Here is a 23,569-nt window from a genome sequence, read left to right as displayed (position 1 = left end):
ACTCAATATTTTACACTTGACACAATGTTTTAAACATTATAAGGAAATCTTTTCGCATTACCGCACAACCATAATACCGAATATTGCGCAGAATTATACTACACATCGTGTTTGGTAAAAAGAAAGATATCACAAACGAAAAAAGAGGAAACAAAAGATTAGATGATTTTGTAGAAACCGCACCCAACCAAAAGAATTTAGTGGGTGAAGACGGTAATACTCCCAAGTTTTCAGAAATTATTAAAGATCCCAAAACAAGACAGTTGGCAGGGTTAGTATTCATGGGCTTTGCTGTTTATGCTATTCTAAGTTATTTTTCTTATTGGATTAATTTAATTAGCAACAATTCTGACCAAGCTTTAGTGATTGGCAAAAGTTGGAGTTGGTTTAAAATCAATCAGCCTATCATGGCTCATAATTTTATGGGTTTTTTGGGTGCTGCTTTGTCTTATTGGTTGGTTTACAAATGGTTTGGAATCTTTGCAATACTTCCCCTCATTCTGCTATTCAACTTTGGATTCAAGTTTTTTACAGGGAAATTTCTTTTTGCCCAAAAAAAAATGTCTCGTATCACCCTATTTATATTACTCTGGGGCACACTGGTTCTTGGTATAATTCCCACCGGTTCTTTGTATTTAGGCGGTGGAATCGGGTATTTTGGCAGTGAGTGGCTAAGTGGAATTATTGGAGGATTTGGTGCAGTCATTTTATTAGTATTAGTTGGCGTTATCTTTATGGTAACCTACCTAAAATTAAACATACTCCCTTCTTTAAAACCCGATGAATCCAGTGTCAATTCTAACTCAGCTTCAATAGAAAACACACCTCTTACTAATGAAATTGCTGATGAAGAGAACAACGACACACAAGCTTCTTTTACTGAAGATGTCCCATGGGAAGAAGAACAGGACAACAGTGTTGAATTAAACCTTCAAAATGAAACTCCTATTGAAGAAGAGCCGGAAGCTGTTATTCAGCCATTAGAACTCACAAACGAAGTGGATGACAACCCGAAAGACAATAACAATGCAGATAAAGATGACATTCCTTTTGCGATAGAAGAAACCCCGATTTTAGAAGTTTCTGAGGACAATGAAAATACTCCCATACGTAAAGAGCATTTTGGCATTGACGAACCGTATGACCCATGGCTCTATTTGCCGGGATATCAGTTTCCTACCGATGATTTACTAAAAGAATATGAGATAAATAAAGCAGAAATTGATATTGCAGAATTAGAAAGTAGCAAAACCCTCATTTTAGATACACTCAAAAACTACAATATCGGCATCAAGAAAATAAACGCCACCATTGGTCCAACAGTAACTTTGTATGAAATTATACCTGAAACAGGAGTTCGCATTTCTAAGATTAAAAATTTAGAGGACGATATCGCTCTTAGCTTGGCAGCATTAGGAATCAGGATTATTGCACCAATACCCGGCAAAGGTACGATTGGTATAGAAGTACCAAATAAAAAACCTGAAATGGTGCCAATGAGTTCTGTTATTAAGAGCAAGAAATTTAAAGAAAGTAAATTTGAATTACCGGTTATTTTAGGTAAAACCATCTCTAACGAACTCTATATTGCAGACTTAGCCAAGATGCCTCACTTATTGGTTGCAGGAGCGACCGGACAAGGAAAATCAGTTGGGCTTAATTGTTTAATTATTTCTCTGTTATATAAAAAGCATCCTACTGAACTAAAGTTTGTAATGGTTGACCCAAAGAAAGTAGAACTTTCTCTCTACAATAAAATTGAAAAACACTTTTTGGCAAAACTACCCGGTGATGGCGATGCCATTATCACCGATACTTCACAAGTTACAGACACCCTGAAATCACTCTGTGTTGAGATGGATAATCGTTATAACTTATTGAAGGATGCGGGATGTAGGAACATAATTGAATACAATAACAAGTTTAAGGAACGAAGACTTAATCCTGAGAAAGGACATGTATTTTTACCTTATATCGTTGTAGTAGTTGATGAAGTCGCAGACTTAATGATGACTGCCGGCAGAGAAGTAGAAACGCCTATTGCCAGATTGGCACAATTAGCACGTGCTGTCGGTATTCATGTTATTTTGGCAACACAAAGACCTTCTGTCAATATTATTACAGGAACAATCAAAGCAAATTTCCCTGCACGTTTAGCTTTTAGAGTAACATCCAAGATTGACAGCAGAACCATTCTTGACAGCAATGGCGCAGACCAACTCATCGGTAAAGGAGATATGTTGTTCTATTCAGGAAGTGATTTAATCCGTTTGCAATGTCCTTTTGTTGACACTCCCGAGGCGGATGCCGTTACTGATTTTATTGAACAACAGAAAGGTTTCGGCCATGCATTTATTCTGCCCGAGGCTCCCGGTGAAGAAAGAGAAGGTGGTGCTGAATTTGACTCATCAGACAAAGACCCTATGTTTGACGAAGCTGCACGCATAGTAGTAGAAACACAACAAGGCTCCACTTCGATGATTCAACGTAAATTAAAAATTGGATACAATCGTGCAGGAAGACTGATAGACCAACTCGAAGCAGCAGGCATTGTGGGCGGAAGTCGTGGCTCAAAGGCACGCGATGTACTGATTCATGACATAGAGAGTTTGGAACATTTTTTGGATAATATGAATCTTGATAATTAATAGAAATGAAATACCTTAAAGCAATTACAACTGCAACTCTTATTTTTGGAATTAGCGGTTTAGCTTTCACTCAAATTGACTTAGAACAAAAAGCAAAAGAAATCCTCGAAAAGGTTACTAAAACGTACAAGGCACAAAAGGCTTTATACTCAGAGTTCACAATTACAACTGAGAACAAAGCGGAAAAAATGGAACGGGTTTCTGAAACAGGTAAAATTTGGGTAAAAGGTGATAAATACAAATTGGAGTTTAACGAACAGATTATAATCTGTAATGGCAAAACCATTTGGACATATTTTCCAAAAACGAAGGAATTGACCATTGAAAATTATAACGCTAAGGATGTAGAAATCAGTCCCGCTACTATTTTTAGTTTTTATAAAACAGGTTTCCTATCAAAATTTGATGGCTCATATACTAAAGACAACATAACATATGACAGGGTAGCTCTCAACCCTACTGATAAGAAAAAACCTTATTTCTACATTACATTGCATGTCAATGAGGCAAAATCAAATATCAAACAAGTCGATATCAGTTTTAAGAGCGGTATTCGCCAAACTATTGACATAACAACTCAAACCGCAACCCAAGTGTTAGAATCAAAATTCTTTGAGTATGACCCTGTGTTGTATCCTGCCGGTAGCACTGATGATTTAAGATAGAGGCTTTATCTTAAGGACTCTTTTTCTTTGATTGTAATTTTTAGTAAGGGCAACAAACATTTTGCAGAACCGCCCAACATCTTCCCTATTCGATTCAATATGTACCAAACAAAGTTCTTGATCATATTGGCTTGACGGTTATTAAATTCAAATGCCTCATACGTACATTGCCAACCAAATTCTGTACAAAATGATTGCAAATCTTCTTGTGACAATAACCGTTCTGACCAGTTTCCTGTATTGGGATCGCATGTATTTGTAGGGTGCAATGTCCTGACCGGAAACTGCTTATTCTTTAGATAATCATCTGCCATGACTCTGATATCATCAAAATTGCATCCCCTTGATAGCAAGACCAATTGCTGAATTTCATTTACACTCAACTCCTGAGCATAATTTTCCTGCAACCAAATCTGCCTTATTTCTTTATAAGCTCTATAATCATCAGAAGGCTTTGCACCAACAGCCGGAGCATGATATTCATTTTCATTTCTCTTTTGTAAAGCCATCAATCGTCTCCTGATGATTGGATTATATGGATTTGCTCCCGTAATATGCACTTGTATTAACTTAGGATTCAATCTATAGCACGTTGCGAAAAAATCATTTAATGAATATATATGTTCAATCACATCAGTACTAACCAGCGCATGGGGTTTTGTTTGTAACACACTTACCTCTCCCACCAAATAAGTGTCGGCTGACAAATCCAATTGAGCAGCTATGGTCATGGCATCTTTTGCTGATTGATCAAAAATATCAATATAAATCACTTTACCAATTCCAACCCAACGTGCATAACATGACAACAAGCCTGTGCCTCCGCCATAGTCCACCAATACTATATCTTGCACTGGTTTGTGAGTTTGCAAACACACTTCAGCAATGACTGCATGAAAAATCTTGGTTCTGTATGGTAACTCCGCAATTAATCGCGAGAGGTAAACCTTGTTATATGCTGAAATATCAGGCAATACCGCCAGTTTATTCTTGACATGTTGAATAAATGCTTGCTCTTTCATTAATCTTTACATTCCATTAACAGCAATATTCCATCATCAAAGGTAACTTCAACTAACCCTGATTCTTTTACCCTATTACTTGAGCCAAATCTCCCACCAGGCTCTAACAAACCTCCATGCAGTTCATATTGCAAATTCTTGGTCTGAATGTTCTTAACTGCATTCAGCGGTATCAAAGACAAGTTTTCACCTGCATGGAAATATTTCACAAAAGGACTTTTGACAGGATAAATAACTGAGTTATCATCAATCATTTTAAGCGTTATGTCATTCCTAAACTTAGCCATAACATTGAGGTTGCTCATAAAATGATCTGCCCTGGCACCTGTCGCCCAAAGTAAGTTTGCTGCTTCTGTTTTTCGGGCTATCAGCAATTCCAGCCCTTTTTGCAAGTCTGTTTTCTCTTGGTCAGGTGTGTGAATAATCTCTGCAGGAAATGGTAGTTCAATCGAAGTGGTTTTTATGCTGTCAAAATCACCCAGCAGGATATCAAAATTAATGTTGCGTTCCATTGCCTTATAATATGCTCCATCCAACACCATAATTGTGGGACTCCATGCCACCAATTGATTTAAAAGTTCTGTGCTGCAAGGCAATCCGTTTGCTAATACCAATGCGGGTTCTTGACCTTCTCTAACAAAATGGTGTGATGACATGATGGCAAAATTCAATTATTATCATGGAAATGCAAGAATGTAAAACTTTGAAACCTCATTTTTTCCCCTTGACTATCAAGATTCCCAACCAAGTCCATGCAAGTACAAACATAGTCCCTCCGATTGGAGCTAACATTCCCAAAAAAGCAATGTGAATATCATTGATTTTTAAAAAGAAATATACCAACAGATTCAACGAAAACAAAAGCAACCCCAACAACATAAGCACCACAGGGATACGAGTATTGATAGACAACAATACGGATAAAAATATAGCAACAAAAATACCAATACACCCCAGCATTAAATGCTTGGTTGCTGCGGCAAAGACCCTATTCAAATCAGGATTTTCCAATACTTCCTTAAGTGCATGTGCTCCTAAGGCTGTAAGCATCACATATATAGCTAAGCCAAATGCGGCACAAGCAAGTGCGTATTTTTGAAACTGTGAATATTTTATTGAGTTTTCATTCATGTATGATATTACTTTCGCGCAAAATTAAAGAGATTCATGAAATTACATTATATCAGCATTATTTTTATCCTTTCTACCCTTACATCATCAGCGCAAAATTGGACAGGACTTAACCAAAGTAATTACAACGGAGCAAACGCTTTTTATTTCAATACCGCAATGGCTGTTTCCAGCCCATTCATGGTCAGTGCAAATGGACTTTCCATGGGCATGAACTTTGACAACAATTATTTAACTTACAAACTACCTTTTACCATCACTCAATGGGTACGAGGAACTGTTCCCTCAAACTACAAGGACAACAATGGAAAAATAAAATTCCAAAATGAATGGTTTGAGGAGAATTTGGATGGCAATCCAAAAAACTTTGATTTGAATATTGAAAATCGTGGTCCTGCATCCATTTACAATTATGACAGAAAATTTGCTATAGGCTTCTTTTCTCGTACCCGTATCGGCTTACAAGGTTTTGGAATTAGCGAAGACTTGGCACGTATATTCAGGCACGGACTTGACAGTTCAAACAATATCATCTTCGACCCACCAAACCAGATTCAATTTGGAGATGAAATAACTGACAATTCATTTAGTGTAAACATGAATTCATTTTCCGAAATCGGAGTGGGTGGAGCGGTTGCATTGGTGCGCAGTATATATATGACTGTGAGTGTAGGAGCTAACGTGAAATATTTAATGGGAATGGGTACCGGTTATGTAAAAAATAATGGTACTTCATTTAAAGTAAACGGCTATGACTCTATCAACTTTGGCAAGGCCGACTTTGAATATGGATATGTAAAGCCTTCATACTTTTCCAATCTCAACATGATTAATTTTATGAATGGCAGACCTACCGGCAGCGGTATCGGCTTTGACCTTTCTGCTTATATCGAACTCAAAAAACCCAATCATAAAATAGGCAGTTATGTAGAAATTCCTGATGTTGATTATTTCTTTAGAGGTGGAATTGCGTTGCAAGACATAGGTAGTATTACCTATAGCGATGGTGTAATTGCAAGACATATCCAAAACAATACCCCAAAAACTTGGGTACCGGGAATCGAATTTGCTCAAGCATGGGCTACCGGCATGGAAGGTGGATTACACTACATGGACAGTCTCACAAAGTCTATGTTCCAAGTTACCGAACTCAACGAAATCAAAGCATCCCTCCCTACTACACTTATGCTACACGGTGATTTAAAAATAGTTCCAAAGTTTTTTATTGGTGCACAAATCATTCAGAGTTTAAGAAGCCGTGAATCAGTGAGTTTTAGAAAACCATCTTCGATTACGCTTATCCCAAGATTTGAAATGAAAGGCGTAGAAGTGGCGGTACCGATGTCCTTATACAACGATTATAAAAATGCCAACTTGGGTGCATTTATCAAATTGGGGCCTTTCTTCTTTGGAACTGACAACCTTGTTACCTCTATCAGTCGTGCTTCATTCAAAGATTTTAACTACTATTTTGGAGTGAGCTATGGTTTTAGCAACTCTAAAAAAGACGATAGGAACAATTAAGAATCTTGGGGTTATCTAATACTGTTTTAGAAAATGGAACACAATGATATTTGTGTGTAAAACACCATTTGTACCAATCACATTCAGCCTAATTTTGTCAAGGTGAAATTAGATAAAGCTTTTTTGCTCAAATACCGATACTACTTCATCTTCGGAGCATTTGGAATATGGATGACTTTCTTTGATTTCAATAGTCTGACTTCCTTAATCAAAATCAATAAAGATGTACGTGTACTGAAAAAAGAAGCTGCATTCTATAAAAAAGAGATTGAACAAGCAAGACAACAAAGAACATACTTATTCTCCAATCCTGACAATCTGGAGAAATTCGCACGAGAGAAATACATGATGAAAAAAGATGATGAGGACGTTTTTATCATTGTCGAGAATAAGAAATAAAGGGCAAGGAGAGATTCTTGCTTAGATTCTTAATAATTCTGCCCTCTTCTACACCTTTTGAAACACTAAATACACTTTCATATACAAGCAAGTTTAGGATTAACATTTACATTCGCACTCCGAATGAAGGATCAATTTTTTTCTCCGAATCAACACTCAATTGAAGAGTTAAACAAATTCTGTACAGGTACGATGTCTGACTTCTTAGGTATTAAAATTACAGAAGTTGCACCCACATACATCAAAGCCGAAATGCCAATCAATACAAAGACTATTCACCCATTTAGGATGATGCATGGCGGTGCGTCTTTTGTCCTTGCTGAACATATTGGCAGTGTGGCAGCGAATCTTGTCATTGATATGGAGTCATTTTTTGCATTTGGTCAAAGCCTTGTTGGAAGCCATATCAAAACGGCTAAAGAGGGTGAAACTGTGTATGGATACGCCTCTGCACTGCACATTGGCGCAACCAGTCATATTTGGGATATAAAAATTAAAAATGAACAAGAGCAATTGGTGTTCTCCGGTCAATTAACAATGGCAATCAGACCCAAAAAGAAAGATTGAAATGGCAAAAGCTTGTTATAGGATTCCTGGAGGTGAGACGTTTTATTTTAATGGACATGAAGAAAAACTGTCTGAAATGCCCATTCATAAAACTGGTTACATAATTTCAAATTTTGCAGGAACCTCATTTCAATTCATACAAGCAGAGCCTGATACCACACCTTGTCAGTTTGAAAACAACACTCAACAATCGCATAATCTTGACCGGACTATTTCCAAAGCTCATTTTATTTATTTCATTGAAAAGATTCAATCTGAAATCAAGTCAGGCAGGGTAAGTAAGGTAGTAGCAGCGCGTTGCAAACAAATTGACTTACCGAAATCCTTTGAAATTAATGCCTTCATCCAGAAATTGAAGGTCAACTATCCTAATGCCTATATTTCAGCCTATCAAAACAAAAATTGCACATTCATTTCAGCCAGCCCGGAATTACTTATCAGCAAAAACGCAAACGGAACAGCGGAATCAGTGGCATTAGCAGGGACAGCCCCATGGGAGCAAAAAGAAAAATTAGGCAGCAAAGAGAGTGCTGAACAAGGAATCACAGCAAAACACATCAGAGAAGTGCTGCATAATGCAGGAATTCTTTTCAACGAAAGCGACCAAACAATAGTAAGAGCAGGACATTTGGCTCATTTAGTAAACACCTATTCTTTTACAATAGAACAAACAAATATACCTTCACTCATTTCATCTCTTCATCCGACTCCCGCAGTTGGAATTTATCCGCATCATGCAGGTATTGATTTTATTACAAATAATGAGGATTGGAACAGAGGGTTTTATGCCGGCTATTCGGGAATATTAAACCCAAAAGGATTGAACATCTTATCCATCAATATACGCAGCATGTTAATTAGCGGTCGCAAAGCGTTGTTACAAGCAGGAGCAGGCATTACATTGGACAGCAATCCTGAAAGTGAATGGATAGAAACAGAGGAAAAAATGCAGACATTAGAGCAGCTGCTTTAACAACAATATAGACTGTGTCTATGGCTTCAATCTGCCATACATTCTTGGGAACGGAATAGTTTCTCGTACGTGTGGTAATTTGCACACCCACGCAACAAGCCTTTCTAATCCCAGTCCAAACCCTGCATGAGGTACTGAACCAAAACGTCTCAAATCCAAATACCATTCAAAAACTTCCATAGGAAGTTGATGTTCTATAATTTTTCCTTTGAGCAATTCTATGTCTGTTTCTCTTTCTCCTCCTCCCACAATTTCCCCATAACCCTCCGGTGCAAGCACATCCACTCCTCTCGCAAATCTCTCATCATCCGGGTTGCGTTTCAGGTAAAAAGCTTTCACTTCGTGGGGCCAGTCATATACCATAACCGGCACATCAAACAGACGGGTAAGAACTGTTTCATCACTTCCTCCAAAATCATTTCCATAGACAAAGCTATTTGCAGACTCAATCCATTGTGGAATATTGCGCATATCTTCTTCAAGGTCTTTCAACTCACCTTTGAGTTTTGCAATTTTTGCAACATTAAAGTTGAGTTCACCTTTCTTCATACCTGGTTGTGCAATTTTAGCTTCACGTTCGCCAATTTCTTGTTGAATTGCAGCATATTTTGCTTTGGCTTCAACTAAATCATTTTCTAACAATTGAATCGAGGTCTTCCCTTCTACCGCATCTTCGCCTTTGATAAGCTTCACCGCATCAGTATATGTCAATCTTTTATATGGTTTTAAAGAGGCTTCTAATTTAGATACATCACGTCCAAGAATTTCCAATTCAGATTGATTTGTATCAATGACTTCTTTGACAACAAAATGAAGAAACTCTTCAATTAAATCCATGTTCTGGAAATTATCATAAAAAGCCATTTCAGGTTCAATCATCCAAAACTCTGACAAGTGTCTTCTGGTCTTAGACTTTTCAGCCCTAAAAGTAGGTCCGAAAGTATAAATTTTACCTAAAGCCATTGCCATAGCTTCTCCATATAGCTGTCCTGATTGAGACAAATATGCTGGTTGTCCGTAAAAATCAGTTTCAAACAAGGTGGTTGTTCCTTCTGCTGCATTTCCTGTAAACAAAGGTGCGTCCGCTTGCACAAAGTCATGTTGTTGGAAAAATTTATGAATAGAAAAAATAATGGTGTTTCTAATCTTCATAATTGCCCACTGTCTTTTACTGCGCAACCATAAATGCCTATGATCCATCAGAAACTCAACACCATGTTCTTTATTTGTAATCGGGTATGGTTCAGAAACTTGAAATACATGTAATTTTTCAACTTGCAATTCAAAACCTCCCACTTGTTTTTCATCTTTAATCACCTTGCCTGTCAAAGAAACAGAACTTTCTTGTGTCAATCCGATTGCTTGATTATACACATCATCCCCAACAATATCAATCGATATAACACATTGGCAATAACCTGAGCCGTCTCTTAAAATAATGAATACTAAACCTTTGCTGTCTCTCTTGTTAGAAACCCAGCCGTTCAAAGTAACAATTTTACCTTCACTTTGTGTTAAATCTTTAATTTGCATTGCCTATTTTTGTGATGTTTTTCGGGTTGCGAAATTACAAATAGTACACAAGCTTTAAAAACATCTTATTTTTTATGCTCAAACAAAGTCTAAGTCAGAAACTACAACAGAAAATGTCGCCACAACAAATTCAATTTATGAAAATGTTGCAGTTAGGCACATCTGATTTTTTGGAAAAAATTGAACAAGAAGTATTGGATAATCCGGCATTAGAAAAAAGTTCCGAAGGAGACATAGATAATGAGGAGTATGAAAAAAATGATGATTTTGAAGGAGAAACTATCAGCAATACAGAAGACACATTTGATGAAGACATCTCTGACTATTTATCCGATTCTAATGATGATGGCGGATTTAGATTGAATGATGACTATGCTGAAGAAGAACGGAAAGAAATCCCTATTCCTACTTTTCAGAGTTTTTATGAATACCTTATCGAACAAGCCGATACCAATATATACAACAACCACGAACTCGAACTCGCCCATCATTTGATTGGAAGCCTTGAAGACGATGGTTATTTGCGAAGAGAACTCAGAGCCATTGTAAACGATTTGATGTTTACGGCAAATGTTTCTACGTCAGTAGAAGAACTTGAAAAAGTTTTACATGAGATACAAAAATTTGACCCGGCAGGTGTAGGAGCCAGAGACTTAAAAGAATGCTTACTCTTACAACTCAACAGGAAATTAACAGAAAGAACAAATAAAAAGCCTATTGAACTTGCCATACATATTCTGAGCGAACATTTCGAGGCGTTCACTAAAATGCACTACGACAAACTCACCCGAAGTTTAAAAATCAGTGAAACAGAGTTGAAAGAAGCTATATTGGAAATCAAGAAACTCAATCCCAAGCCCGGTCAAACATCAAACTCCAACTATAATGAGCAGTATATTATACCTGATTTTAAAGTCATCAATGACGAAGGAAATTTAAGTGTAACATTAAATTCAAAAAATGCTCCTGAATTGCGCATCAGCAGAAATTTTCAAGAAACCCTGAAAGCGTATTCTGCCAACACAGAGGACAAGCAACTAAAGCAATCAGCACAATATGCAAAAGACAAAATTGATAGTGCAAAATGGTTTATTGATAGCATTAAACAAAGGCAAAACACCTTATTGCAAACCATGAAAGCCATCGTTGCCAAACAAAGGGATTTCTTTATTGACGAAGATGAAACCATGCTCAAGCCTATGGTTATGAAAGACATCGCAGATGCAATCGGAATGGATATCTCCACTGTTTCACGTGTTGCCAATAGTAAATATGTTGAAACTTCTTTTGGTTTATATCCACTTAAATATTTCTTTTCAGAGGGCTTAACAACAGATAGCGGAGACGAAGTTTCTAATAAAGAAATCAAGAAAATACTGCAAACCGAAATTGACAAGGAGAACAAATCAAAACCCTTGACAGATGAAGAGTTAATGGAAATATTGACAAAAAAGGGGTACAACATTGCCCGCAGAACCGTTGCTAAATACCGCGAACAACTTAATATTCCTGTGTCTAGAATGAGAAAGCAGTTGTAATCAACTTGTATGAAAAATTTCTGGCTGCTTATTTCTTTTCTATTTCATCCGCTGATATTAATCTCCTATTCATTTACTATTCTTTTTTACTTTCTACCCTATTACAAGGCACGCTTTTATGACGAAGATATTTCCTTTTTGCTGCTGTTTATTTTCGCCAATACTTTTTTAATCCCAGTCATACTTGTGCTCCTTCTCCAACAATTAAAATTTGTTAAAAATATTTATCTCAAAGAAAGAACAGAACGCTTTCTCCCCTATTTAATAAGTTCAATTCTGTGTTTCGTAACTGCATGGCAGATTATGGACACTGATTTAGGAGCTTTAAGCTATCGCTATCTTTTTGGCATTGCTACATTGATATTTTTAATCATGTTAATTAATTTTTGGTTCAAAATAAGTTCACATGCAGCCGCCATAGCCGGTGTTATTGCCCTCTTTTTATATACTATCATCGGACTAAATGAAGGCGTGATGATTTATTGGCTCATTCCGTTTATATTTTTTGCGGGTTTGAGCATGACAGCACGTCTTGCATTAGAGGCACACAGTTTCAAGGAAATTTATTGGGGTTTTCTGTTGGGATTTTGTGTGATTTTCTTTAGTGTTGCGCTATGAGTTATAATGCAATCAAATTAGAAAAAAATGGCAACGTAGCCACCATTACCCTCAACAGAGAAGATGTATTTAACGCTTTCAATGACGAACAGAGTTATGAATTACAAGATGCTCTGAAAGACGTAACGCGCGACAATAATTGCAGGGTCATTGTTTTAACCGGGGCAGGCAAGGCATTTTGTTCGGGTCAAGATTTAAAAGCAATTGCAAAAAGTGAAAATCGTTCTTTGTCTGATTCATTATACAAAAGATACAACCCAATCATCAGGGCAATGCGCGAAATGCCTAAACCCATTATCTGCAAACTCAATGGTGTTGCAGCAGGAGCCGGTTGTTCATTGGCATTAGCAAGCGACTTTATTGTTGCATCCGAAAAAGCCTCTTTAATTGAAGTATTCATCAATGTCGGGCTGGTTTTAGATAGCGGATCTTCTTACTTTTTACCAAGAATAGTGGGAGGCAACCGAGCTTTTGAACTTGCTACAATGGGGTCTAAAGTTTCTGCACAACAAGCATTAGAATGGGGCATGGTCAATCGAGTTGTCCCACATGAAGAATTAGATAATGAAGTATCAAAAATTGTAGCATACTATGCTGCTGCACCAACCAAAGCAATTGGCTTGATGAAAAAAATGCTCAACAAATCCTTTCATTCAGATTTGAACACAATGTTAGAGTATGAAGCATTCTGCCAAGAGATTGCAGGCAAATCCGCTGATTATAAAGAGGGTGTGAGTGCATTTAATGAGAAAAGACTACCCAATTTCAAGGGAGAATAAAATACTCTTACGAACATAGTAAATACACTCCTATCCCAATAAAGATAGTTCCTGAAATTCGGTTCACCCAGCGTATGCGTTTATCATTCATTAGCTTGCGTACACGCGCTGCAAATATTGCCAATAAAGACTCCACTGTAAATATTGCAATGACGGAAGCAATAAAAAACGCTAATTTTTCATCAATTACATAGTGAAATTTTGCAGACAGCATGGCTGAGATAGAAAGCCAAACAAAGAAATTGACAGGATTAATTACATTTAAAAATATCCCTTTGCCCACAAAAAAAATATCTCCAAACAGAGAACCAGAATAGTCTTTAATTCCCTCTTTATTGGCAACCTTTTTAGCAAACTGAGCTATACCAAAGACAATCAACAAAATCGCGCCTACTATTGTAACTTCCTTAGCACAATTTTGTAAAAACCCAATAAACGAATCACTCCACAGCACTAAAGAAATCAGGACAATATCACTGAATGCCACTCCGGAAGCGATTAATATTCCTTTTTTGTATCCAAAAATCAGCGAGTTTTGAATTAATGCAAAAAACACAGTACCTAAAGTCAAACTTAGACCTATCCCTGTTACAAAACCCTCAACAACCGGCATTACAAAATTCATGGGCTGCAAAGAAAATCAAATTTAGGCTGGAAATTTGCACATCCCGTTGATAAAAGCCCTCATAAAATCAATAATAATGCGTTTTTATTTACACTCTTATTCATCAAAGCACTTTATGAAAAAAATACTCAATGTCCTGCTACTGCTTATCATCGTTAGTCCGATGACCGGACTAAGTCAGTTTTCAGGGACATGGACATCAAGCAAGGATATAAAAAAAGGTAGCAGACCTAACAAAGTATTGTTCGCTTCAGAAGCGGATTATGTTACTATTGCCAAACAACCCTCAATTCTATATGACGCTTATTCTGTTAAAATAGACAATATTCAATCTCCCGGCAACATCCTAAACCTCATCAACCAATGGAACGACATTACTGAACTATATCTCAAAAACTCAGGCAGCAATCTCCTAGGTTCTGACTTTGAAAAACTAATGAATGTTGAACACATCATTGTTGAATGTAATCCTAATGATACCAATCTTCTTGAAAACATTTACAAGACACCTAATTTAGAAAAAATCACTTTGATTTTTAATGAAGAACCCAAAGACTGGGATTTCTTATTCTATTACAGGAAAATACAGAACCTACATATCTATGGCACTTTCTTATCCGAAACCTTTTACGAAATTGTAGAGAAACTAATGACCTTTAATAATCTCAAAGAACTTGGATTAAGTATAGATTACGCCACAGACCTACCAAGCAATATGAATTTACTGGGCGAATTGCAAATATTGAAACTGTATGACAATCTCACACGCCTGAATTATGATCATCAAGCCCAAGTACAACCTGAGCGATTTAATATCAATGGAGTGTTAGGCAGTGATAAACCCACAAGTCTTTCTGTTCTATTCTACTCTGAAGATTATGGGTTAACTCCTCGCGAAAACAGATGGATTGCCTCTATTTGGAATGGCAAAAGAGATGTATATGACCCTCCTGCCGGTTTGATGGCGAGCAGTAGAGGAACTCGCAATTTGTACATTCTTAAACCCAAACCGATTTTTCTGCCAAATGTAAATGTAGAGCCATTATTGGAAGATTTATATCCTCGTTCTGAAACCTTTAACATTAACGCTGCTGAAAATTCCATCATTCATACTGAATCCGGTTGCAACCTTTATATACCTGCAGGAAGTTTGATTAAAAAAGACGGTACTGTTTATAATGGGAATGCATACGTTTCTGTGCGTTACATACAGGATTTAGTAAACACTGCTTTTAGAGGACTTGACCTCAGAGTTACCAAATACCGCAACAGTCCTCTTTATAAAACAGATATAATGATTGAAATTGAAATTTCTGACGGTGTTTTTCCTCTACAGTTTAATGGCAACATGAACATTCGCTTAGATGTACCTGTTTCTGATACGAGTTCGGTGTTCTACACTTATGACAACGACACAAAGGGATTTATGGATTATGAATTATTTAAAACTGTTTTTTCCAATTCTGAGTCACAAGAAATACCCATCAGATATGACGAATGGATTAGACAAAATCTTGCTAAGCATGTCTATATGCTTGACAATAGAAATTGCAATGAAAGATTTAGAAACCCTGAATCATATTTCCTTTTTGACGAAGGAAACAAGGTGGAAAGGTATATTAAAAATGGACGATTCTTCACCTCTAAAGAATATCAATGGGAAAAAAGCAATAATAATATTGGCACTAACTACAAAATTACAGAAGGACGCAATTTGCTCAAAATCACCAAAGTAACTCCTAAGATTAAAAACAAAGGAGAATTGTTTTTTCAATTAGAAGATAAGCATGAATTATTTAATGAGTTGTCAATTATTAAAAAAGCCATTTTCAAATATACTGACACGCTTTCCAATAGAGAATTTAATGCAGCTTTTACACGCAACAAACGTTACTCTGATTTTAGGTTGGAACAAGATAAAGCAAACGGCAAATGGAATATCATTCTCAAAAGTGACGAGGGATATAAAGTAATTGAAGTAGCGCCTTCATTTTTTAAGAAAAACGGCAAACCATATTCCGAAAAGAAGAACCGTAAATTGTTGGAGAAATTTTACAAGATGCAGAAACAAAGAGCGGAGTCTTTTGAGAACTATCTTAACCAACGTTTAACCGACTATAGTTTATTTTATCAAAACAGACAATCAACATGGGAACGGAAGGCTAATTTCAAAACAGTTTTTATAAAGAACACCGGCATATACGGATTTATGAGTATAGAAACCGAACAAAGCGAGCGAATTTCATGTTTTATCAACTACCTTGATATAAATGGCATTCCCATCGATGTTAAATCCTTATTTATGATTGATAAGTTTAACAGAAATGTATATCAATTCAACAAAGGCAACACATACATCAATCTCAAGAACACCAGTTTAGTTCTCTGTGTTGACTATCAAGGTCAATTGCACTACATAACGGGAGACGCACTTAGAACGTACGGCTTTAGTGATGGAAGTATTTATTTTCTGCAATTAAATTCAATGGTTCATCCGCCAAGAAGTATTGATGACTTTAAGAAACTTATCAAGTACGACAAAATAAAATAACATGCACATACTTTTACAGTCGTCAGTGCACCCTTTAGTATTCCCGGTAATACTTGCTGTGTACTTTCTGATTCTTATAATTATTGGAAAACTAACAGAAGGCAATAGCGACAATTCAACATTCTTTAGGGGGAATCGAAGTTCTCCTTGGTTTTTGGTGGCTTTTGGCATGATTGGCGCTTCATTGTCGGGAGTAACATTTCTCTCAATACCCGGAGCGGTAGGCAGAGACGGTTTTTCATATATGCAAATGGTGCTTGGTTATTTTCTGGGTTATCAAGTTATTGCCAGGGTTTTATTGCCAATGTATTACAAATTAGACCTAACCTCCATTTACACATATTTACAAAAGCGTTTTGGCAATGTAGCTTACAAAACAGGTGCAGCTTATTTCTTACTGTCACGCTCTATCGGCAATGCGTTGAGATTGTTTCTTGCTGCTGTAGTAATGCAAACTTTCATTTTTGACAATTTACACATACCGTTTGAAATCACAGTTTTTATCACCATTGCATTGATTTGGCTGTATTCATTTAAAGGTGGAATAAAAACAATCGTATATACCGACACCATCCAAACTACTTTCATGCTGATTGCGCTTTGTATTTCTTTTATATACATCTGGAATCAAATTGGGATAAACAGTAATGGCTCCGTATGGCAACAACTGCAATCCTCTCATTATGCACAAATGTTTGTGTGGGATTCCAACCTAAAGAATTTTTTCTGGAAACATTTTCTAGGCGGTATGTTTATTACGATTGTAATGACCGGACTTGATCAAGACATGATGCAAAAAAATCTTACATGTAGAACCCTTAAAGATGCACAAAAAAACATGTTTTGGATGAGCTCTATGTTAATTCCCGTTAATTTTCTTTTTGTTCTACTTGGCGGTCTGCTCTATGTTTTTGGCACTCAATCAGGGATCATTATTGAGAACTTTCAAAACCCGGAATTGATGGCTCAAGGCAAACATTTGACCTATGTTTTCGCAGATGGCAACACCCAATTTATAAAAACCGACCAACTTTTTCCTATGTTAGCTGCAAACAACCTTCCCGGCATTGCCTCAGTGTTCTTCTTTATCGGACTGATTGCTGCTGCATATTCCACTGCAGATTCTTCGCTAACTGCATTGACTACTTCCTTTTGTGTTGACTTTTTGGGATTTGATGCAACCAAAGGTTCAAGAAAAACTAGAATGTTTGTCCACATTGGCGTATCTATTGTAACATACTTTATCATTATAATTTTTAAAATTTGGAACAATGATGCCGTTATCAATGAATTATTCAAAATTGCAGGATACACTTACGGACCATTGTTAGGCATGTTTGCATTCGGATTGTTCACCAACATTCAAGTCAAAGACAAACTAATTCCACTGATTTGCATAGCCTCGCCTGTCATTTGTTATTTCTTAGACGCAAACAGTAAACTGCTGTTTAACGGTTATGTTTTTGGATTTGAGATTCTGATTGTAAACGGAATCATTACCTTTATAGGTTTAATGTTGTTAAGAAGACAAAATACGCCTTAGGCGATTGTCAATTTTTAGTATCTTTTCCCGTCTATTAAATATTTTACTACATACTCCATCGCGCCTTCCCTAAGGCTGGTAAAGGGCGCGATATAACCTGCCTGTCTCAATTTATCCATTTTGGCACAAGTATAATATTGGTATTTATCACGAATATCAATTGGTGTCGGTATGTATTCAATATTATGTGGTTTTCCAAGTGCATCAAAGACAGCACAAGCTAATTCCAAAAACGTGCCTGTCTTTCCTGTTCCTAAATTATACAATCCGGAATGAGTGCGCTGTTCCATCATATAAATCAAGACACTGAGCACATCTTTTACATAAATAAAATCCCTCTCCTGCTCTCCATCCTTAAACTGTGGATGATGACTCTGAAAAAGCTTGACCTTGCCGGTGCTATTTATCTGATTAAAAGCATGAAAAATAACACTTGCCATCCTTCCTTTGTGATATTCATTTGGACCATAAACATTAAAAAACTTAAATCCTGCCCAAAAAGGGGGTGTTGAGGATTGTTTTAACATCCACTTGTCAAATTCATTCTTTGAAATTCCGTACGGGTTCAATGGAATAAGGTCTTCAGGTGCTGTATTGTCATCAAAGCCTAGTTCACCCATTCCATAGGTTGCAGCCGAGGAAGCAAAAATCAAGGGGATAGAAAATGCTGAGCATAGTTTCCATACCTCTTTTGTATAATCTAAGTTAAGCTTGTTTAACACTTGCATATCAAACTCAGCCGTATTGGTTCTGGCTCCGATATGAAAAACAAACTGCACAAGTTGTTGATTTTCTTTTAACCAGAGATGAAAATCATCTCTATTTACTCGCTTTGCATTGTCAACAGCAAGTAGATTCTGTTCCTTATCTATATTAGAAAAATCATCAACCGCAATCAAATCTACATACCCTCTGTTGCGCAGTTCTTTTAACAAACAACTACCAATAAAACCCGCTGCTCCGGTAACAACAATCATAACGTGTGCAATAAATTCAGAAGGCAAATGTAAATATTTTGTGTGCATGCTAAAAGATAATTCCTCACAAAACACAACACGTATTAATTAATATACCTAATATTGCGCAATATTAACACTTGTTAGTTTAGCCCTTTTATGACATTAACCCACACTTTCCATATTCCCGTTATGGGAATAGGATATACAATTGACACACCGATTAAAGTTGCTCACCTTGGAATTTCATCTGTTTTATCACTTGGAGACGATATGCTTCTTGAGAGGTTACGAGAACACTATGCCCAAAAATTTAATTTTGACTTTACCCCTATTAGCAAATCAGATATTGACAAAAGAGCTAAAAGAATTACAGAGTATTTAAACTTAGTCAACAAAATTGTCAATGTAAAATTCCAAGAACTACGCAATTCCGTTTTTGAAAAAGCAACTGAACTACGCAAATACATGGAAATGCTCCCTGATGTTTCATCTCTTAAACAAGAATACAATAGAATGTTGCAAGAGCAAGAACCATTAACAAGAAAACGATTACAGGACAGCATAAAAAAGAGTATCCAACCAGGCTCTATTGATGTCAACGTAATGACAAAACTGGATAGAATAAATTACAATTCCAAAGGAGAGGCATACCCAGTCGAATATAACGATGCGCATGCAGCAGTACGAGGTTTTGCAAACAGTGAACTTCAATCAAGTCTGGTGTTATCAGCAGGTCTTAGTCCCAGACTTTTTAGCTACATAGCCACATTTGAGTCATTCTTTCCTGATAAAAATGGAAATCTGACAAAAAAAATAATCTTAAAAGTGAGTGATTATCGCTCTGCTTTGGTACAAGGTAAAATGTTAGCAAAAAAAGGCATTTGGGTATCCGAATATCGTATAGAATCCGGCTTAAACTGCGGAGGACATGCATTTGCAAGTGAGGGATACACCTTAGGATTAATCTTAGAAGAGTTTAAACAAAACAGACAAGATCTAATTGATACTACCCATCAATTACTGAATGAGGCTTTAAAATCAATAGGAAGACCGGTATTAAATACTCCTTTGGAGATGAAGATATCTGCACAAGGCGGTGTCGGAAACTTCAACGAACACCGTTTTCTGTCTGAATATTACCGAATTGATAGTGTTGGCTGGGGAACACCATTCTTATTAGTACCGGAGGTTGTGAATATTGACAAAGAAAACCTTTCACTTTTGACAAATGCAAAAGAAGAAGACCTCTACTTAAGCGGTATTTCGCCTTTAGGCGTTCCTTTTAACTCAGTCAGAGGAAATTCAAAAGACAAACAACGAGATGAAAGAATAAAAAAAGGGAAGCCGGGTAGCCCATGCAAAAGCCAGTTTCTAAAACTGTACAATACAGAATTTACCGAAAAACCAATTTGCGAAGCATCTTCTCAATATCAAAAATCAAAAATTCAAGAATTGAATGCTATGCATATTACAGATGTGCGTGAATATCAAAAACGCTATAACAAAATCACAGAGAAGACCTGTATTTGCACAGGGTTAGTGAGAACCGCTTACTCAGAAAATAAAATCTTAAAGTCATCTGACGAGGATGGGGTCTCTATTTGCCCCGGTCCTAATATTGCATACTTTTCAAAAATTTCATCATTAGAAGAAATGGTGGGGCATATTTACGGCAGAATCAATATTTTAAATGACACATACAGACCTAATATGTTTATGAAAGAATTTGGAATGTATGTAGATTACATAGAAAAAGAGATAGCCGAATGTTCAATCAATGAAATGACCGACAAGCAAATCAAACATTTCAACACTTTTAGAGACAATCTATTGGCAGGGATTGATTATTACAAAACCACCCTCCCCTTGTTTGACACACACACTCAATGGAAGAGCGAGTTGGAGCACTACAATCAAAGACTGCAACTGCTCAACATCCCTACTCATATTACAGCATAGCCAATTTTGCTCATTTAACACCAAAACACACCCAAACAATTTTGAGAGTTAGGGTGTTAAGTACTATGCGTCATCATATAGTTCAGTTGTTTTCTATATTTGCAAACCCATGATAAAGCTTCTGATAGTAATTCCGGCACGATACGCTTCTACAAGGTTTCCCGGTAAACCCTTAATTGACATTGCAGGCAAGACCATGATTCAAAGAGTATGGGAACAAGCAAATAAAGTTACAGGTTTTGAAACTAAAGTTGTTATAGCAACAGATGATGAACGCATTATCACAGCTGCACAGTGTTTTGGAGCACAAACAATTGCAACCGACCCAAAACATCCTTCAGGCACTGATCGTTGTTTTGAAGCTGCGACACAATCCGGATTTGAGTTTGATATTCTCGTGAATATCCAAGGGGACGAGCCATTTATTCAGCCTTCGCAAATTGAAACACTTGCCAATAATCTTTGGAATTCAGACGCATCCATTGGCACACTCAAAAGAACAATTTCATCCATTGAAGAAATCTCGAACCCTAATTCAGTAAAAGTAGTTTGTGACTACAACAACAATGCTCTCTATTTTAGCCGCAGTGCAATACCATATAACCGAGACAATACAGACAACTGTATTTATTTTAAGCATTTAGGCATATATGCTTTTAAGAAAGCAATTATTGATAGCATAAAACAATTACAACCAGGCAATCTAGAACAGATTGAGAAATTAGAGCAACTCAGATGGCTTCAAAACGGGTATAAAATTATGGTATCAGAAACAGATTTTCAGAGTCCTGCAATTGACAGCCCAACAGATTTACAATATGTTGAAATCTTTTTAAAAGACTATCCTCAATTTCAATGAGTGGTGAAATCTTATGGCTAACTTTGAAGCCCGTTATATCTTCCGATTTTAATTCATGAGTAAAAATAAATACGTATTTGTAACGGGCGGAGTTACATCTTCTTTGGGCAAAGGAATTATCGCAGCCTCATTAGCCAAATTGCTACAAGCAAGAGGGTACAAAGTAACGATTCAGAAATTTGACCCTTACATCAATATAGATCCAGGCACACTCAATCCATACGAACATGGAGAATGTTTTGTAACCGAAGATGGCGCAGAAACCGACTTAGACTTAGGGCATTACGAAAGATTTCTGAATGTCAATACATCCCAAGCAAACAATGTTACCACCGGCAGGATATATCAAACGGTGATTAACAACGAACGTAGAGGTGACTATTTAGGCAAAACTGTTCAAGTAATTCCACACATTACAGATGAAATCAAAAGAAGAATGCGCCTGCTAGGCGATTCGGAAGATTATGACATTGTAATTACAGAAATTGGTGGTACTGTCGGAGACATTGAGTCCCTGCCCTTTGTAGAAGCCATACGTCAAATGAAAATGGATGTTGGTGAAGATGATGCGGTGGTAATTCACTTAACTCTTATTCCCTATTTGGCTGCTGCCGGAGAGCTTAAAACAAAACCTACTCAACACAGTGTTAGGTTCTTGTTAGAATCCGGTGTACAACCGGATATCTTAGTTTGTAGGACCGAACAACCCTTGGGAAATGACATACGTAGAAAAGTTTCTCTATTTTGTAATGTAAAACAAAATGCAGTAATTGAATCAATTGATGTGCCTACTATCTACGAAGTTCCTATGATGATGTACAAAGAGAAGTTGGACAAAGTTGTACTCAGCAAATTAAAGCTTAGCGGAAAAAATGAACCTGCATTAGAGGATTGGAAAAAGTTTTTATTCAAACTGCAACATCCACAAACAGAGATTAAGATTGCCCTTATTGGCAAATACACCGAACTTCCCGATGCCTACAAATCTATCAACGAAGCAATGATACATGCTGGCGTTTCGAATGAGTGTAAAGTAAATTTTCAATACCTAAATTCAGAATTACTCACAATGGAAAACATCGCTTCAAAACTTTCAGGATATTCAGGCGTGTTAGTTGCTCCAGGCTTTGGTCCAAGAGGTATTGAGGGCAAGTTAGAAGCTATCAAATATTGTAGAGAAAACAAAATTCCATTCTTCGGTATTTGTCTGGGAATGCAGTGTGCCGTTATAGAATTTGCACGCAATGTATTGGGATATAAAGATGCGCATTCCACTGAAATGAATCCGGACACTAAACACCCAGTCATTAGTTTAATGGAAGAACAAAAGCACCAATCAGATATGGGAGGCACTATGCGACTAGGTGCTTATGACTGCAAGTTAGAAAAGGGCAGTCAATCAGCTAAAGCCTATGGCAAAAACAATATTTCTGAACGGCATAGACATCGTTATGAACTAAATGCTAAATATGAAAAAGAGCTTCAAAGAAAAGGGCTAAAAATTACCGGACGTAACCCTAAGACAGGATTAACTGAAATTGTGGAGTTGGAGAATCATCCATGGTTTGTAGCGGTGCAATTTCATCCTGAATTAAAAAGCACAGTATTAAATCCCCACCCTCTCTTTGTACGATTTGTTAAAGCATCTTTAGAAGCATCCAAAAAATAATTTAAAC

General features: G+C 36.8%; 20 protein-coding genes. 14 read left to right on the top strand and 6 right to left on the bottom strand.

The window, feature by feature from the left end:
- Positions 1-107: 107 nt before the first annotated feature.
- Together M0R38_03630 and M0R38_03625 are read left to right on the top strand one after the other, a co-directional pair.
- Positions 108-2,648: a DNA translocase FtsK gene (locus tag M0R38_03630; protein MCK9480838.1), complete on the top strand. Its 2,541-nt coding sequence runs from the start codon at positions 108-110 to the stop codon at positions 2,646-2,648.
- Between the two features lie 5 nt (positions 2,649-2,653).
- Complete coding sequence (locus M0R38_03625; GenBank protein MCK9480837.1) at positions 2,654-3,313, top strand: outer membrane lipoprotein carrier protein LolA; 660 nt, start codon at positions 2,654-2,656, stop codon at positions 3,311-3,313.
- 5 nt (positions 3,314-3,318) lie between these two features.
- Here M0R38_03625 and M0R38_03620 read toward each other — a convergent pair whose 3' ends face one another.
- From M0R38_03620 to M0R38_03610, 3 genes are read right to left on the bottom strand one after another with little or no spacing between them, the layout of a single operon-like run.
- Positions 3,319-4,335, bottom strand: coding sequence for a class I SAM-dependent methyltransferase (locus M0R38_03620; GenBank protein MCK9480836.1), 1,017 nt, complete (start codon positions 4,333-4,335; stop codon positions 3,319-3,321).
- Positions 4,335-4,991 (bottom strand): thiamine diphosphokinase, encoded by a 657-nt coding sequence (locus M0R38_03615; protein ID MCK9480835.1) that lies wholly within the window; start codon positions 4,989-4,991, stop codon positions 4,335-4,337. The genes M0R38_03620 and M0R38_03615 overlap by 1 nt, the downstream gene beginning before the upstream one ends.
- Positions 4,992-5,046: 55 nt before the next feature.
- Entirely contained in the window at positions 5,047-5,466 is a 420-nt protein-coding gene (locus tag M0R38_03610) for a DUF423 domain-containing protein (GenBank protein MCK9480834.1), read from the bottom strand.
- A gap of 36 nt (positions 5,467-5,502) precedes the next feature.
- On the opposite strand from M0R38_03610, the gene M0R38_03605 reads away from it, so the two are divergent.
- The 4 genes from M0R38_03605 to M0R38_03590 all read left to right on the top strand — a co-directional run bounded on the left by M0R38_03605 (position 5,503) and on the right by M0R38_03590 (position 8,929).
- Positions 5,503-6,990, top strand: coding sequence for a hypothetical protein (locus M0R38_03605; protein ID MCK9480833.1), 1,488 nt, complete (start codon positions 5,503-5,505; stop codon positions 6,988-6,990).
- Positions 6,991-7,092: 102 nt separating this feature from the next.
- Positions 7,093-7,389, top strand: coding sequence for a septum formation initiator family protein (locus M0R38_03600; protein ID MCK9480832.1), 297 nt, complete (start codon positions 7,093-7,095; stop codon positions 7,387-7,389).
- Between the two features lie 123 nt (positions 7,390-7,512).
- Complete coding sequence (locus M0R38_03595; GenBank protein ID MCK9480831.1) at positions 7,513-7,956, top strand: PaaI family thioesterase; 444 nt, start codon at positions 7,513-7,515, stop codon at positions 7,954-7,956.
- 1 nt (position 7,957) lies between these two features.
- Positions 7,958-8,929: a chorismate-binding protein gene (locus M0R38_03590; protein ID MCK9480830.1), complete on the top strand. Its 972-nt coding sequence runs from the start codon at positions 7,958-7,960 to the stop codon at positions 8,927-8,929.
- An 18-nt stretch (positions 8,930-8,947) separates the two neighbouring features.
- On the opposite strand, the gene M0R38_03585 is transcribed toward M0R38_03590, so the two are convergent.
- Positions 8,948-10,462, bottom strand: coding sequence for an asparagine--tRNA ligase (locus M0R38_03585; protein MCK9480829.1), 1,515 nt, complete (start codon positions 10,460-10,462; stop codon positions 8,948-8,950).
- A gap of 74 nt (positions 10,463-10,536) precedes the next feature.
- Here M0R38_03585 and rpoN point away from each other — a divergent pair, with 74 nt between their 5' ends.
- The 3 genes from rpoN to M0R38_03570 are packed head-to-tail and all read left to right on the top strand — an operon-like array spanning position 10,537 to position 13,397.
- Positions 10,537-12,000, top strand: a complete 1,464-nt coding sequence (gene rpoN, locus M0R38_03580) for an RNA polymerase factor sigma-54 (GenBank protein ID MCK9480828.1) — start codon at positions 10,537-10,539, stop codon at positions 11,998-12,000.
- 9 nt (positions 12,001-12,009) lie between these two features.
- Entirely contained in the window at positions 12,010-12,618 is a 609-nt protein-coding gene (locus tag M0R38_03575) for a hypothetical protein (GenBank protein MCK9480827.1), read from the top strand.
- Entirely contained in the window at positions 12,615-13,397 is a 783-nt protein-coding gene (locus tag M0R38_03570) for an enoyl-CoA hydratase-related protein (GenBank protein ID MCK9480826.1), read from the top strand. Before M0R38_03575 ends, M0R38_03570 begins: the two co-directional genes overlap by 4 nt.
- A gap of 7 nt (positions 13,398-13,404) precedes the next feature.
- Here the strand turns inward: M0R38_03570 and M0R38_03565 are convergent, their stop codons facing one another.
- A complete protein-coding gene (locus tag M0R38_03565) occupies positions 13,405-14,022 on the bottom strand; it encodes a LysE family translocator (protein MCK9480825.1) in 618 nt (205 codons plus the stop codon).
- 115 nt (positions 14,023-14,137) lie between these two features.
- Here M0R38_03565 and M0R38_03560 point away from each other — a divergent pair, with 115 nt between their 5' ends.
- Positions 14,138-16,573: a hypothetical protein gene (locus M0R38_03560; GenBank protein MCK9480824.1), complete on the top strand. Its 2,436-nt coding sequence runs from the start codon at positions 14,138-14,140 to the stop codon at positions 16,571-16,573.
- A 1-nt stretch (position 16,574) separates the two neighbouring features.
- On the top strand, positions 16,575-18,116 hold the full coding sequence (locus tag M0R38_03555) for a sodium:solute symporter (GenBank protein MCK9480823.1): 1,542 nt from the start codon (positions 16,575-16,577) through the stop codon (positions 18,114-18,116).
- A gap of 14 nt (positions 18,117-18,130) precedes the next feature.
- Here the strand turns inward: M0R38_03555 and rfaD are convergent, their stop codons facing one another.
- Positions 18,131-19,093, bottom strand: coding sequence for an ADP-glyceromanno-heptose 6-epimerase (gene rfaD, locus M0R38_03550; protein MCK9480822.1), 963 nt, complete (start codon positions 19,091-19,093; stop codon positions 18,131-18,133).
- 138 nt (positions 19,094-19,231) lie between these two features.
- Here rfaD and M0R38_03545 point away from each other — a divergent pair, with 138 nt between their 5' ends.
- The 3 genes from M0R38_03545 to M0R38_03535 all read left to right on the top strand — a co-directional run bounded on the left by M0R38_03545 (position 19,232) and on the right by M0R38_03535 (position 23,562).
- The gene (locus M0R38_03545; protein ID MCK9480821.1) at positions 19,232-21,034 is read left to right on the top strand and encodes a hypothetical protein; all 1,803 of its coding nucleotides are present in this window, start codon (positions 19,232-19,234) and stop codon (positions 21,032-21,034) included.
- A 112-nt stretch (positions 21,035-21,146) separates the two neighbouring features.
- A complete protein-coding gene (kdsB, locus tag M0R38_03540) occupies positions 21,147-21,893 on the top strand; it encodes a 3-deoxy-manno-octulosonate cytidylyltransferase (protein ID MCK9480820.1) in 747 nt (248 codons plus the stop codon).
- 55 nt (positions 21,894-21,948) lie between these two features.
- A complete protein-coding gene (locus M0R38_03535) occupies positions 21,949-23,562 on the top strand; it encodes a CTP synthase (GenBank protein ID MCK9480819.1) in 1,614 nt (537 codons plus the stop codon).
- The last annotated feature ends 7 nt before the right edge of the window (positions 23,563-23,569 follow it).

It is taken from the genome of Bacteroidia bacterium, assembly GCA_023228875.1.
Taxonomy (GTDB): Bacteria; Bacteroidota; Bacteroidia; order NS11-12g; family UBA955; genus JALOAG01.
This window is presented reverse-complemented; position numbering and strand designations above follow the sequence as displayed.

Bases quoted from the DNA above. Each gene is read 5' to 3' on its own strand.
- M0R38_03610 (MCK9480834.1), bottom strand. From the start codon at position 5,466: ATGAATGAAAACTCAATAAAATATTCACAGTTTCAAAAATACGCACTT.
- M0R38_03605 (MCK9480833.1), top strand. From the start codon at position 5,503: ATGAAATTACATTATATCAGCATTATTTTTATCCTTTCTACCCTTACA.
- rpoN (MCK9480828.1), top strand. From the start codon at position 10,537: ATGCTCAAACAAAGTCTAAGTCAGAAACTACAACAGAAAATGTCGCCA.
- M0R38_03615 (MCK9480835.1), bottom strand. From the start codon at position 4,991: ATGTCATCACACCATTTTGTTAGAGAAGGTCAAGAACCCGCATTGGTA.
- rfaD (MCK9480822.1), bottom strand. From the start codon at position 19,093: ATGATTGTTGTTACCGGAGCAGCGGGTTTTATTGGTAGTTGTTTGTTA.
- M0R38_03590 (MCK9480830.1), top strand. From the start codon at position 7,958: ATGGCAAAAGCTTGTTATAGGATTCCTGGAGGTGAGACGTTTTATTTT.
- M0R38_03545 (MCK9480821.1), top strand. From the start codon at position 19,232: ATGACATTAACCCACACTTTCCATATTCCCGTTATGGGAATAGGATAT.
- M0R38_03565 (MCK9480825.1), bottom strand. From the start codon at position 14,022: ATGAATTTTGTAATGCCGGTTGTTGAGGGTTTTGTAACAGGGATAGGT.
- M0R38_03570 (MCK9480826.1), top strand. From the start codon at position 12,615: ATGAGTTATAATGCAATCAAATTAGAAAAAAATGGCAACGTAGCCACC.
- M0R38_03585 (MCK9480829.1), bottom strand. From the start codon at position 10,462: ATGCAAATTAAAGATTTAACACAAAGTGAAGGTAAAATTGTTACTTTG.
- M0R38_03535 (MCK9480819.1), top strand. From the start codon at position 21,949: ATGAGTAAAAATAAATACGTATTTGTAACGGGCGGAGTTACATCTTCT.
- M0R38_03575 (MCK9480827.1), top strand. From the start codon at position 12,010: ATGAAAAATTTCTGGCTGCTTATTTCTTTTCTATTTCATCCGCTGATA.
- M0R38_03625 (MCK9480837.1), top strand. From the start codon at position 2,654: ATGAAATACCTTAAAGCAATTACAACTGCAACTCTTATTTTTGGAATT.
- M0R38_03560 (MCK9480824.1), top strand. From the start codon at position 14,138: ATGAAAAAAATACTCAATGTCCTGCTACTGCTTATCATCGTTAGTCCG.
- M0R38_03595 (MCK9480831.1), top strand. From the start codon at position 7,513: ATGAAGGATCAATTTTTTTCTCCGAATCAACACTCAATTGAAGAGTTA.
- M0R38_03555 (MCK9480823.1), top strand. From the start codon at position 16,575: ATGCACATACTTTTACAGTCGTCAGTGCACCCTTTAGTATTCCCGGTA.
- M0R38_03620 (MCK9480836.1), bottom strand. From the start codon at position 4,335: ATGAAAGAGCAAGCATTTATTCAACATGTCAAGAATAAACTGGCGGTA.